The organism is Gracilimonas halophila, from assembly GCF_042684365.1.
In the GTDB taxonomy this organism is placed as follows: Bacteria; Bacteroidota; Rhodothermia; order Balneolales; family Balneolaceae; genus Gracilimonas; species Gracilimonas halophila.
On sequence record NZ_JBHULI010000005.1, the window covers coordinates 1 to 13,580 of the forward strand.

13 protein-coding genes and 1 rRNA gene are annotated in these 13,580 nt (G+C 39.9%); 13 read left to right on the forward strand and 1 reads right to left on the reverse strand.

Features of this window, described 5'->3' with window-relative positions; genetic code table 11:
- The 3 genes from rrf to ACFSVN_RS03820 all read left to right on the forward strand — a co-directional run.
- Nucleotides 1-76, forward strand: a 5S ribosomal RNA gene (rrf, locus tag ACFSVN_RS13455); the annotation flags it as partial.
- Nucleotides 77-247: 171 nt separating this feature from the next.
- A complete protein-coding gene (porZ, locus tag ACFSVN_RS03815; RefSeq protein WP_390298868.1) occupies nt 248-2,551 on the forward strand; it encodes a type IX secretion system anionic LPS delivery protein PorZ in 2,304 nt (767 codons plus the stop codon).
- Between the two features lie 2 nt (nt 2,552-2,553).
- Nucleotides 2,554-4,629: a glycosyltransferase gene (locus ACFSVN_RS03820; protein ID WP_390298871.1), complete on the forward strand. Its 2,076-nt coding sequence runs from the start codon at nt 2,554-2,556 to the stop codon at nt 4,627-4,629.
- On the opposite strand, the gene tgt is transcribed toward ACFSVN_RS03820, so the two are convergent.
- Complete coding sequence (gene tgt, locus ACFSVN_RS03825) at nt 4,626-5,753, reverse strand: tRNA guanosine(34) transglycosylase Tgt (RefSeq protein ID WP_390298874.1); 1,128 nt, start codon at nt 5,751-5,753, stop codon at nt 4,626-4,628. The genes ACFSVN_RS03820 and tgt overlap by 4 nt on opposite strands.
- A 92-nt stretch (nt 5,754-5,845) precedes the next feature.
- Here tgt and ACFSVN_RS03830 point away from each other — a divergent pair, with 92 nt between their 5' ends.
- From ACFSVN_RS03830 to ACFSVN_RS03875, 10 genes are all read left to right on the forward strand, one after another.
- A complete protein-coding gene (locus tag ACFSVN_RS03830; protein ID WP_390298876.1) occupies nt 5,846-7,255 on the forward strand; it encodes a sugar transferase in 1,410 nt (469 codons plus the stop codon).
- A 2-nt stretch (nt 7,256-7,257) separates the two neighbouring features.
- Nucleotides 7,258-7,986, forward strand: a complete 729-nt coding sequence (locus ACFSVN_RS03835; RefSeq protein WP_390298878.1) for a polyprenol monophosphomannose synthase — start codon at nt 7,258-7,260, stop codon at nt 7,984-7,986.
- Between the two features lie 68 nt (nt 7,987-8,054).
- Nucleotides 8,055-9,011, forward strand: coding sequence for an acetyl-CoA carboxylase carboxyltransferase subunit alpha (locus tag ACFSVN_RS03840; protein ID WP_390298880.1), 957 nt, complete (start codon nt 8,055-8,057; stop codon nt 9,009-9,011).
- A gap of 5 nt (nt 9,012-9,016) precedes the next feature.
- Nucleotides 9,017-9,448, forward strand: a complete 432-nt coding sequence (locus ACFSVN_RS03845; RefSeq protein ID WP_390298883.1) for an acyl-CoA thioesterase — start codon at nt 9,017-9,019, stop codon at nt 9,446-9,448.
- A gap of 9 nt (nt 9,449-9,457) precedes the next feature.
- Nucleotides 9,458-9,931, forward strand: coding sequence for a DUF2085 domain-containing protein (locus tag ACFSVN_RS03850; RefSeq protein WP_390298886.1), 474 nt, complete (start codon nt 9,458-9,460; stop codon nt 9,929-9,931).
- Between the two features lies 1 nt (nt 9,932).
- Nucleotides 9,933-10,478, forward strand: a complete 546-nt coding sequence (locus ACFSVN_RS03855; RefSeq protein ID WP_390298889.1) for a DUF4199 domain-containing protein — start codon at nt 9,933-9,935, stop codon at nt 10,476-10,478.
- Nucleotides 10,479-10,487: 9 nt separating this feature from the next.
- The gene (locus tag ACFSVN_RS03860; RefSeq protein ID WP_390298892.1) at nt 10,488-11,435 is read left to right on the forward strand and encodes a CPBP family intramembrane glutamic endopeptidase; all 948 of its coding nucleotides are present in this window, start codon (nt 10,488-10,490) and stop codon (nt 11,433-11,435) included.
- A gap of 3 nt (nt 11,436-11,438) precedes the next feature.
- Nucleotides 11,439-11,720, forward strand: coding sequence for a putative signal transducing protein (locus ACFSVN_RS03865; protein WP_390298894.1), 282 nt, complete (start codon nt 11,439-11,441; stop codon nt 11,718-11,720).
- A gap of 11 nt (nt 11,721-11,731) precedes the next feature.
- On the forward strand, nt 11,732-12,553 hold the full coding sequence (locus ACFSVN_RS03870) for a phosphatidate cytidylyltransferase (RefSeq protein ID WP_390298897.1): 822 nt from the start codon (nt 11,732-11,734) through the stop codon (nt 12,551-12,553).
- On the forward strand, nt 12,540-13,565 hold the full coding sequence (locus tag ACFSVN_RS03875) for a dipeptide epimerase (RefSeq protein ID WP_390298899.1): 1,026 nt from the start codon (nt 12,540-12,542) through the stop codon (nt 13,563-13,565). Before ACFSVN_RS03870 ends, ACFSVN_RS03875 begins: the two co-directional genes overlap by 14 nt.
- Nucleotides 13,566-13,580 lie beyond the last annotated feature (15 nt).

Sequence of the window (13,580 nt, forward strand, 5' to 3'; positions counted from 1 at the left end):
CCCATCCCGAACACGGCCGTTAAGCCCTGCAGCGCCGATGGTACTGCAATAGCGGTAGAGTAGGTCGTCGCCTTCTTCCTTTTTACCCCAAGCCTCCCTGGTCTTCCGACCGCGGAGGCTTTTTTTATTCATGCAAAGAATTCCCGTTATCTGCTTTTCTTTTTCTTATGTTAATCGAAATTTTATCTTAAATAACTTTCTTATTGTTATGTTGTTAACTGATTGAATATCTATTGCATATAATTATATGGGAAAATTCATACTATTCTTTTCTGTTCTATTTCTAAGTGCGCAGTACGGTTGGTCTCAAGAGCTGGACGGTTGGGAAGTCTATCCTTCATTTTCTACTATTGTCAGCTTAACCAGTGATTCGGAAGTAATATATGCAGGTACATTGGGAGGGGTTTTTAAGGTAGAAGACAACGAGCTCATAACAGTAACTACAATGGATGGTCTATATCGATCCAACCCAAGTAGCATAGTTTATGATGTGGAATACGAGAGAATATTCGCCGGGTATATAGATGGGACTATTGATATAATAAATTTCCAGGATAAGAATGTCCAAAGGTTGGAGGATATAAGAAGAGTTGATCGTTTTAGTTCTAAAGGAATCAACGAATTTAAGATCCATGTGGGAGATCTATATGTGGCCACTCAGTTTGGGATTGTAGTTTATGATCTCCAGGATCTGGTTGTTGAAAATAGTTTTGTGCAGATCGGTGATTTTGATATCGGGACGGAGATCAATCAATTGGATATAAAATCAGATTCTATATTGGTTGCTACAGATCAGGGAGCAGGTTTGGCAAGTTTAAATGATAATTTAGATCAGGCAACAAACTGGATAACCTATAACTCCTTCAATGGGTTTAACACAGATCAAATCTCCGACGTGGCTTTTTTTGACGAGGGTAAGTATGCAGTTAATGAGCAAACAGTACTGATATTTCAAAATGGAAGTTGGGAAGAGTTTGAAGCATTCCCTCCTGGAGAAGTTTTAAATATAAAGACCAACTTAACCGGCGAAATTCTGGGAGCATCGACTTCTACAAGTATTATCACGCTGGATGATCAACAAGAATCAGTAACGGTATCGCCTGAACTTGAAAGTATTATTACCGATTTTGAGATCCTAAACGGCGAATTGGCAATTGGAACCTCAAATGAAGGTTTAGTTATAGCTAATTTAATGAGTGAGAACATACAATCTTATTTACCTTCAGGACCCTATCTGAATTTCTTTAACGAAATGGTTATTGATGAAGGTAATCTTGTGGCTGCATCCACTTCAGAATTTCCAAGTGCAGATATTCTAAACCCGATCAGAAGTTATTATATATATAATGATGGAATTTGGGAAAATTATAACAGGAACACGGCTAGTGAATTGTCAACCGTTGAGACCGTGTACACAGTTTGCCAAAATGACTCAAGCTATTATTTAGGAAGTTGGGGACATGGTATTATCAAACACGAAAAATCTTCGGATAATATTACGGTGTACAATAGCTCAAATTCAAATTTGACGGGAATATTTTCTGATCCGAGTTATGTAGTAATATCCGGGATCGAAAGTGATTCAAGGAATAATGTATGGGCAGTGTCATACAATTCACAAGATCCTCTTTATGTACAACTTGAGGGGAGTGAACAATGGGACTCATTTCAAAATGTGAGCGGTAGTGATAACTATTATAAACTATTCATTGATTCTTTTGATCAAAAATGGATATCACTTATTACAACTTCGAATACCGGGTTAGGATTATTGATCATAGACAGTGAAGATGTTGAAAACCCTAATGATGACAGATATACTAAATTGACCTCAGGTTCAGGAAATGGCAACCTTCCGGACGATAAGGTAAAAACATTCATCCAGGATAAAAGAGATGAAGTTTGGATTGGTACCGAACGCGGAATCGCACGATTTGTATTTCCGGAATTAATGATAGAGGGAGGAGCGAATGAGCGAGAAGCTCAATGGCTGATAAATGAAGACACCACTGCGACTTCAAGGTTTTTGTTACGGGATGTGAATGTATCAGCCATGGCTGTAAATGATGCAAATCAAAAATGGATAGGGAGTGAAAATCAGGGGTTATGGCTTTTAAATGAAGATGGCAGCAGGATTGAAAAACGATTTACAAGTGAGAACAGTAACTTGATCTCGGATAACATAAACTCTATCGCAATCGACAACAGTACGGGTGAGGTTTTTATCGCTACTGATCTTGGTTTAGTAAGTTATCAGGATATCCCAAAAGCTCCGGTACCTGAAATGGATAAATTAAAGGTATACCCTAATCCTTTTCAATATTCCAGACATGATCAAATTTTGATAGAGGGATTGAGCGATGCAACAAGGATCAAAATTATAGGAGTGGATGGTTTTGTAGTTAATGAATTGAGCGCGCAGGGTGGAAGAATCAGCTGGGACGGATATGATTATAATGGCAACCAATTGGGTTCCGGAGTCTATTTTGTGATAGCATATGAAGAGAGCGGAAGAGAGAGGGGACTCGGAAAAGTGGTCATTGTAAGATAGCATTGAGTTCTCAAAATCCACATATCTCAGTTATCATAGTTAATTATAAGGTGAAGGAGTATATAGCGAACCTCCTGAACTCGATCAAAAAAGCTCAGCATGATTTAAAGCTTGAGATCTTTGTAGTTGATAATGCATCTGGAGATGACTCGATCTCATATTTAGAAGAGCATTTTCCTGAAGTACATTACATCGCAAATCAAGAAAATATTGGCTTTGGAAGAGCAAACAATCAGGCTTTAAAGCAAGCTAAGGGTGAATATACCCTCATCATAAATCCTGACACTTTAGTGAGCGAGGATACGCTGGAAGTACTGATAAAGCACATGGAGGCAAACCCTGAATGTGGTGCTGCTGGTTGCAAGATCTTAAGTCCTGATGGCGAGTTTGCAAGAGAATGCAGAAGATCAATCCCCGATGTAAGATCAGCGATCTTCCGAGTGCTTTCATTGGATTCTTTGTTCCCTCATAGCAAATTATTCGGGAAAAGATATCTGGGCTGGTTACCTGAAACAGAATCTAACCAAGTTCCCGTCATAAGCGGGTCATGTATGTTTTGGCGCACGTCTCTGTTAAAGGAACTCGGTGGGTTTGATGAAGATTTTTTCATGTATGGTGAAGATGATGATCTCTGTTATAGAGTTCAGGAAACACCTTACCATATCGATTATGTTTCGGAAACCTCCATCATTCATTACAAAGGGGAAAGCGCGAAGAAAGGAGATCTCAAACACATTCGCATATTCAATAAAGGCTTATATACATTCTTTGAAAAACATTACAGCTATAAATACAGCATCTTTTCAAAGACACTGATCTATATAGCCACATGGCTGAAGACGATCCTGAATTTATTCACTTCAAATACCAGGAAGATACGATCAGTAATAATTGATCTTCTTATACTCAATCTTTCTATAGCTGTGGGTTTTGTAGTCAGGTACGCTTTATTGGGAGAGAATATAATCAACCCTGAAGGTGTAAAATATTTATGGATCAATATCCTTGGATCTATTTCATATTTAATAAGCGGTAGTATATTTGGATTGTTCAGACAAAACAGGGAGTCAATTTCACGTACACTGAAAGCTCTTACGTTAACCTACGCAGGAGTTGTTGTTATAACGTTTTTTGTCAGAAATTTGGCATATACCCGGTTGGGACTTATTCTCGGTTTTATTTTTGGGGTGATATTTTTTGTAGTTCATAAGCTGTTAAACATAAACAGGTTTGGGAAAGATCATCAGCGAGGTAAGGTTAAGACTGCAAGAGTGTTGATCGTAGGTGATACTGAACATACGGCTGAGATTAAATCAAGAATACATTCCAGACCGGACTGGAATTATCAAATTATAGGTAATGTATCAGTGAATGAGGAGACTTTCGATTCTGAACGGCTGGGAAGTGTGGTTCAGCTGAAAGAGCTTGTTAAAGCTTATCATGCAGATCAGGTGTTCTTTGCATTGAACAGTATAAGCTATAAAGAAATGTTAATGAAGATATCTGAGCTGCAAGGTGAAGGTCTGATTTTTAAATTGATACCCGATTCTATGGACTTTATTCTTGGGAAATCAAATGTAGAGTATATGGAAGCAGTGCCATTGGTTGAGGTCGAATTCAAATATTCAAATCCATTTAATCAAATGCTTAAGAGGCTAATGGATCTTGCAGTTGCCATTCCGCTTTACCTGATTTTGCTGTTTTTTACCTGGCCGGCTCTATTATTCAAGGACAAAGCTTCCCAAAGTTTTGATGATATCAAACTATATTCACCTGTAACAAAGCATTCCTGGAAAAACAGGCTAAGATTGCTGGGATATGTGATCCTGGGAAGATTAAGTTTAGTAGGTGCTCCAATAAAATCATCGAATTCTGAAAAAGTGGCAAAAAAAGGGATCACCGGAATCATTCAGATCAACAGTAATAAGATCAGCACTGAAGAAGAAGCAGAAAATTTCGCATTATACTATTTGCAGAACTATTCCGTGTGGATGGATATTGATATCATCCTCAAAACTATATTTAATCAGCCACATCCGCTGGAGATCTTGGAAGAACGGGATCTGGCAAAATCTTAGATCCGCTGCTCCAGTTGCTCCACCATTCCGGGATACCATTCTCCAAATGTATCATCTGCAATCCGCTTTCTAACTTCTTCCATCAGCCAGAGATAAAAGGTTAGGTTATGAATGGAGGCCAGCACTAATCCAAAGATCTCATTGTTTCTGATAAGGTGATGGATATAGGCCATGGAATACTTACTGCAAAGGTCACTGGGAAAATCAGGATCTAAATGATCATGATGATTTTTCCATTGTGCATTTCGGATATTAACCCGTCCATTTTTAGTGAAAATAGTTCCGTTACGGGCATTTCGGGTTGGCATCACACAGTCAAACATATCAACTCCTCGAGCAACTCCTTCCAATAAATTCGCAGGTGTACCTACCCCCATCAGGTAACGGGCTTTGTCTTTTGGTAGATAATCAGTATTCAAGTCCGTGAATTCATACATCAATTCGATGGGTTCTCCAACACTGAGTCCTCCAATCGCTATTCCTTCAAAGTCCTGATCAGCCATAAATTTAGAAGACTCAATTCTCAGATCTTTATAGGTACCACCCTGAACGATCCCAAACTGAGCTTGCTTATGGCCATATAAAGGTTCTGTTTCTAAGAAAGCCTTTCGTCCTCTTTTGGCCCAGCGATGGGTGAGTTCCATAGATTTTTTTGCATACTCATAGGAACTTGGATAAGGGGGGCATTCATCAAGCAACATCATGATATCGGAACCTAAAATACGTTGTGTTTCCACGACATTTTCCGGAGTGAAGGAATGCTTTGACCCATCAATGTGGCTTTGGAAATGGGCACCTTCTTCATCGAGATCCCTGATGTCAGAAAGTGAAAATATCTGGTATCCGCCGGAGTCGGTTAGGATGGGAAGATCCCATTGCATAAAAGCATGTAGTCCGCCGGCTTCTTTGATGATATCACACCCGGGCCGCAGGTACAAATGATAGGTGTTTCCTAAAATGATCTGAGCTTTTATCTGCTCTATCAATGTATCCTGTGAAACACCTTTTACCGTACCCAATGTGCCAACCGGCATGAAGATGGGGGTTTGAATAGAGCCGTGGTCAGTTTTTAATTCTCCAAGTCGTGCTTTGGTGGTCGAACAAGTCTGTTTTAGTTCGTACAATCTAAATAAATTTAAAGTTTATGGTGTTATGCAGCCTATCCAAAATTCCTTATTTTGGCATCTTAAAATAAAGAGGCTAAGTATAAAACAACGTGTTTAAGTTAAAAAGATATCGGGAAGTTATTTTTACCAGTATTCTGGATTTTATGATCATCCTGGCCGGATGGTTTTTATTCCATATCAATTATCCCGATAGCATGAGCATTCTCATCAGATACGTTGATATTGGTTTTTTTGGACAGGGTATGGTCATAAGCATGTATTGGCTCGTTATTTTTGTGGTGATGGGGGCTTATAAAAAACTGTACTTGGTATCAAGGCTGGATGAATTCTTAAATGTGTTGAAAGCCAGTATACTTGGAGTTTTGATCCTATTTTTTATTACCGAGCAAACCGGGGAGATCTCGATCGAAGATCAACGGAGTATTGTGAGTTTATATGGGGCCACAATTTTTGGATTGTTAGCCTTAAACCGTTTCATCATCAGAACTATTCAAAGGTATTTTGCTCAACATGGAAAGGGACTGCATCGGGCTATTATTATAGGAACCGGGCATGCTGCAAAAATGGCGTATGATGACCTAAAGAGAAATAAAACTCTGGGAATGGAAGTGCTTGGTTTTATTCAATTCAATGGGAAGGCCCCTGACAGCTCAGTAGGAATAAAAGAAAGTGAGGTGCTTGGAAGTCTGGATCAGATCGGCCGGATAATGAACGAGTGGCAAATACAAGAAGTATTGGTGGCCCTGGAACCTGAAAGTAAACAAGACCTGGTTGATGTTATTTCTGAAGTCGACTCCCCTGACATTTCACTTAAATTACTTCCTGATTTCTATCAAATGGTAAGCGGACTCAGTAAAACAAATCAGATTTTTGGTCTTCCATTAATAGAAGTATCCCCGGAACCAATGCCTTTTTGGGAAAAGACCACAAAACGTTTGTTTGACATTTTGGTTTCATTGATCGCCCTTGTTATTACTTTACCTATTATATTAGTGGTTAGTATTGCAGTAAAATTTACTTCAAAAGGTGGTATTATTTTCCGGCAGGTTAGAGTCGGGATGAATGGCAAAACGTTTACCATATTGAAATTCCGAACCATGTATGAAAATGCAGAAGAAAACACGGGTCCGGTATGGGCTGAAGAGAATGACCCCAGGGTAACAAAGGTTGGATACTGGTTAAGGAAGCTCCGGATTGATGAGATACCACAATTTATTAACGTTCTTAAAGGTGATATGAGTTTGGTGGGACCACGACCGGAACGCCCTCACTTTGTAAAACAATTTACTGAACAAATACCTTTATATACACGTAGGCTCAGGGTAAGACCGGGTATTACCGGCTGGGCTCAAGTAAAATGGAAGTACGGAGGCTCGTTGGATACCGTTCGGGAAAAAACCAAATACGATCTTTTTTATATCGAAAACGCATCATTAAAGATGGACGCAAAAATATTGATAAATACTATTCTCACCATAATAAAAGGACAGGGACAATAGTGATGGCTTCAGATACTTTGATCGTTATTCCCACATATAATGAAGCACATAACATTGAACGGCTCATCGATAAACTTATGGAGTTGGCTAATAAAGTAGATGTTTTGGTAATTGATGATGGCTCTCCTGATAAAACAGCTGACTTTGTAAAAAATGCACAGACAAAATTTCAGGATAGAGTAGCCTTGATTGAACGTCCAGGGAAATTAGGACTGGGAACAGCTTATGTAAAAGGATTTGAATACGCTTTAGATAAAAAGTACCAATACATTTGCGAAATGGATGCAGATTTTTCACATGACCCTGAAGATGCAGATCGGCTCATAAATGAAGTCAGATCAGGAAACGCTGATGTGGCTATAGGATCTAGGTATAAAAATGGGATCAGTATTATTAATTGGCCGCTCAGCCGACTTATACTTTCATATTGTGCTAATATTTATGCCAGTACCATTACAGGCCTGCCGATTTTTGATACCACCGCCGGTTTTAAGTGTATTCACCGAAAAGTACTTGAAAAAATTTCGATAGATCGAATAAAGTCGAACGGATATGCTTTCCAGATAGAGTTACACTTCAGAGCGTGGAAAGCAGGGTTCAATTTAAAAGAAGTCTCGATCGTGTTCCGTGAAAGGGAAGAAGGTGTATCAAAAATGTCTAAGGCTATTGTGAGGGAGGCTATTTGGCGGGTTTGGGCATTAAAATTTCGAAGTATTTTCGGAACACTTTGAACATACTTACGTTCTCACCTCAGTACAAGATTACTTATATTGTTTCAGATTAAAACTAAAAAGCAGATATGCAGTATTTAGATTTTGAACAACCCATTGCAGAATTAGAGAGTAAAATTGAAGAGCTTAAAAACCTCTCAAATGTAAGCGATGGGGTACTTGATAAAGAAATCGACAGTCTAAGAAAGCGAGTTGACAAGCTTCGAAAATCCATATTTACTAATCTTACAAGATGGCAACGTGTACAGCTTGCACGCCATCCCGATCGGCCATATACCCTTGATTATATTTTCAAGATGACCGAAAACTTCGTGGAACTGCACGGAGATCGCTACCATGCCGATGATAAAGCAATTGTGGGTGGATTTGCGACTATTGATGGGCAGTCGGTAATGATAATCGGTCATCAAAAAGGGCGAGATACTACCAGTAGAAAATACCGGAATTTTGGAATGGCGAATCCGGAAGGATATCGTAAAGCCCATCGCCTTATGAAACTTGCTGAGAAATTTGATGTCCCGATCATAACTCTTTTGGATACACCGGGTGCCTATCCGGGACTGGAAGCAGAAGAGCGGGGACAAGCAGAGGCCATAGCAAAGAATTTGAAAATGATGGCTATGCTGAAAGTACCTTTTATTACTATCGTGATTGGTGAAGGCGCCAGTGGCGGTGCAATCGGAATTGGTATGGGTAACGAGGTATATATGATGGAAAATACCTGGTATTCAGTGATCTCCCCTGAATCTTGCTCATCCATTTTATGGAAAACCTGGGACTATAAAGAACAGGCTGCTGCAGTGTTAAAATTGACAGCACCGGATCTTAAAGAACTCAAAGTTGTTGATGGCGTGATACCGGAACCATTGGGGGGAGCTCATCGAGATCATGAGATGTCAGCGGAGGCTGTCAAAAAGCAGATTTTGCAAAGTTTGAAAAGACTGAAAAAACTAAAACCGGAAAAGCTAATCGAACAGCGAATCGAAAAATATGCATCTATGGGTGCATGGAAAACGGTTAAATAGTCGCTTTGCAGTTCCCAGATAAATCTCCCATTGCAGAATATACCCATACCCTTCGCAGCCGATATGGGGAAACAGACCGTATGGGCTACGTATACTATGGGAGATATCTGGAGTTTTTTGAAGTAGCCAGAACGGAGTTGATTCGCTCCTATGGTATTTCCTACAGAGAAATGGAGGAATCCGGGGTGATGCTTCCTGTCATTCACTCTGAGATCGAGTACAAGATCCCCATTTTATATGATGAGGAAATGTTTATAAAAGTGATGGTTTATGATGTGCCAGAAGTTAGATTGCAAACATTTTATGAGGTGAGGACCAGGCAGTCAGAAGCAGTGCACGTATATGGAGAAGTTAGTCTCTGCTTTGCCGATACCGAGACCCGAAAACCATGTCGTGCTCCACAGTCGCTTATTAAAAGTTTCGAGAACACACTTTAGACCTGAAATGTGAAGCGTCTTCAAGTACATAACAAAGCACTTTACCTTAGTGTTTTAGCAGGTTCAGGATTTTTTTTTTTAGCAGCTTTGGGTCCGGGTATACTAGACGTAAGAGCCTCAGAAAGTATTGGTAGCTGGCAATACCGGGTTTTTGAGTTACTTTGCCATCAGGATTCAGCAAGGTCATTTAATATCAGCGGAGTACAGATGGCCGTTTGCTCCCGGTGTATTAGTATTTATGGATTTTTCTTTTTTGGAATGATGAGTATGCCGGTATTTGCACTGGTTAAACCTTCTTTACAAAAACAAGAAATAAAGTGGTTAATTGCCGCTATTCTTTTAAATTTAGTGGACGTAATAGGTAACTATTTCGGGATATGGTCGAATACTCACATAAGTAGATTTTTACTTGGGGGTGCCTTTGGTATAATACTGGCACTGATCTTGACTAATGAATTTTTCACAACCAACAAATCGGAGTAACATGGAAAACGAACAGACACAACCAAGCTATTGGAATTCGGTAATTTTAGCCTCACTGATAACAGCTATTGTAGTAACTGCTTTTTCGCTTATTGGAGGATACATGACTTTAGGGACTGAGCCTTCAGGGTCTTTCTTCAGTTCAGCACAATTGTTTAGTACCATAGGATGCCTTGTTGGAGCATTAGGCGGGTTATTTGCAAACTGGCATTATGTTAAGGAAAATGATGTAACCTATAAGATCGGTAAGGGAGCACTCCTGGGATTAATGGTAGGTTTAGGTGCCACCATCTTTTCAGTGATAATTTCTCAAATTTGGAATGTTATAGATCCCGGTTTTCAAGAAGCTTTGATTGAATGGAATATTCAAAATCTGGAAGCAATGCAGATGCCTGCAGAAGCCAGAGAACAGGCAATGGCTGGATTTGATGACCCCAATTCATTGCAAAATATTGGCTTACAGGCTTTATTTACCTTCATAGGTTTAGGAATTGTAAATGTAATATCAGGATTAATTGGCGCTAAGGTTTTTGCTTCAGAAGAATAAAAGGATTTAATGGATCAGCAGGAAAACATCTCCTCATCTAGCGAATACAAAGAAATTTATCAAGAGAATAAGCCGTCCCCATGGGTAGAACGAAATGGTTTTGCCCATTGGGCTATGGCTATTTCCTGGGTATTGATAGCACTCATTGCTTTTAATATTGTTGGGGCAGTAGTTGGCGTGATCGGTGTGCTGGCTACATCAGACAGTCTTGACATGGAGACAATGGTAGAGCAGTTGTCAAGTAATTTTGATATTCTGTTTCTTGCCAATTCATCAGGGCAGATCCTGGTAATGGCATTGGCTACCCTATTGATAGTAAAATTGCACGCGGTAAAGGGGGAAAGAAAAGAGTTTCTTCGGCTTAAGTTATCAGAAAATGTATGGCAGGTAACTGCTGTAGGAGCGATACTTTTTATAGTTGCTCAGCCAACGATCCTGTTTCTGGGTTGGTTAAACTCATTCATTCCGGTTCCACAAGTAATGGCTGAAATGCAGGAGACAATGGCCGAAATGATCGCTAATTTTTTAAGGTCAGATAATGTACTTCTTTTGGGAGTATTTCATATAGGGGTTGTTCCTGCTATTTGTGAAGAGATCATGTATCGTGGATACGTTCAGCGGGCATTTGAAAAAAGCTGGGGGATTGTAGCTGCAATATTAATTTCAGGGGCAATTTTTGGAGCCTATCACTTACAGATCTCAAACTTTATTCCATTGGCAACACTTGGAGTATTCCTTGCTTACCTGACATACATTTCGGACAGTTTGGTGCCGGCTATGGTAGCCCACTTTGTGAATAATGGAGGTCAGGTTATAGCCAGTAATTTTTATCCTGAAATGCTGGATGAGAAGATCACTCCTGAAATGGACATCCCAGTCTTCCTTGTCATAGTGAGTTTGGCACTCACTACAGGAATTTTATATTATTTATATTCTTTGAAACCTAAAGAGGAATAAAGGATGGGTTTTTTCTCTGATGCTCCAAAACCAAGTGATATTGAAAACTGGGTTTGTGTACTTGAGGCAAACACAGATCTTGATGTTGAAATGGCTAAAAATTATTTGTCAAATCTCAAGATCCCTTCCAACATATTGTCTAAACGTGATTCTGCGTATAGCTTGAATATTGGTGAAATGGCGATGGTCTATCTTTATGTGCCGAAAGAATTTGAGAAGAAAGCCCGCAAGGCCTTGGCTGAACTTGAAGGCGAACATCCGGGTTTTAATTCGGAAGAAGAATAACGGAGGCTGGTTTGAGTGAACTACTGAAGCGCGTCCTATTTGCTGTTCCCGCTGCAGCGCTTTTTATTTACCTGACCTGGCTTGGAGGTTGGTATTTCAAGGTCTTCATCATCATGATCGGGTTTTTTATTCAACAAGAAGTGATGCGATTATTGGACTCCTCTGGAAATCCAACCGATCAATACTTTCCTTATACCATTGGTTTATGGGTGATGCTATTTCCAGTGATTCCATTTGCAGTGGAGATAGGCCTTAGCATACTTTTGATCTTTATCGCGATCCAAACCTTTAACATTTCTGAAGAAAGCATCACACAGCTAAGCACCACTTTTTTCGCAGGCTTATATGCACCTATTGGGCTTTTAACCCTTATGTTGCTTCGTGATATGGGTAGTCCTGAAACAGGGTTTCTTTTAACTATAGCCACTGTATTAATGGTTTGGGGCGGAGATATTTTCGCTTACTTTGGCGGGAAGTCTTTCGGTAAAAGAAAGCTTGCTCCGGATATTAGTCCAAATAAAACCTGGGAAGGTTTTTTCTCAGGATATATCGGTTGTTTTGTCGGATTAGCCGCAGCCATCTATCTACTGCCCATTGAAACCGGACTGTCTCTGACTCTTGCTCTGCCGTTGATATTGTTTGTTGGCACCTTCGGTCCGATCGGGGATTTGATAGAAAGCAAGATCAAAAGAAAAGCAGGAGTTAAAGATTCGTCTAGCTTATTACCAGGTCACGGAGGTTTTTTTGACCGTTTCGATGCTCTGCTCTTGGCAGCACCGGCAGTCTATATCTATATCAAGCTCATTCAGGAATTTGGATATGTCGGGCTTTAAGATCGAGTGGGAGATCATACCGCTTAGATTAAAAGAAGTATTTACGATTTCAAGAAGCTCAAGATCTCAAGTTGCTAACGTTTTTCTCTCGATTACTAAAGATGGGATCACCGGATATGGGGAAGCCGGCCCGAATACCAGATATAATGAAACACCTGAAATGGTAGTCTCTGACTTTGAAAGTATACCTTCCGGGTTTTTTAATGATATTTACTCTCTGGATGAAGTCGAGTCCATGATTAGTAATTTAAATCCTGAGCCTGTTCAATCTGCAAAAACGGCTATCGAAATGGCATGGCTTGATTGGTGGGCAAAATCACAAAATAAACCCTTGTGGGAGCTTTTAGGTGAGAAAAACTCGACCACTCCTGTAACTTCCTTTACTATTGGGATAGACTCCCCGGAAAAGATGCAAGCCAAGATAAGGGACGCTGAGCAATGTCCTGTGTACAAAATTAAACTGGGAACGGATCATGATAGAGAGATCATAGAGGCCATTCGGGAGGTCACTGATAAACCTCTTCGAGTTGATGCAAATGAAGGTTGGTCTACACTAGAAAAGGCTCAAGAGGAGATTCAGTTTTTGTCCACACAAAATGTAGAGCTTATTGAGCAACCTATGCCTTCGTCAGAATTTAAGTTGATGAAACAGCTAAAGGAATGGTCTCCTTTACCGCTTGCTGCTGATGAAAGCTTTATTGGAAATGAAGATCTTCAAAAAATTGCGAAAGCTTTTCATGTGGTCAATATAAAACTCATGAAAATGGGTAGTATAATGAAAGCAAGGAGAGTGCTGAATCAGGCTCATGAGCATGGACTTCGGGTAATGGTTGGCTGTATGATCGAAAGTTCATTGGCAAATGCGGCCGGGGCACTGGTAGCTCTAAATGCAGAATATGCTGATCTGGATGGTCACCTTTTGATCAGCAACGATATTTTTAACGGTCTGGAGTTAAAGGGCTCTGGTCAGCTGAAATTATCTGATCTACCCGGACTCGGTGTTGAAAAATGAATGCTTTTTGCTGAA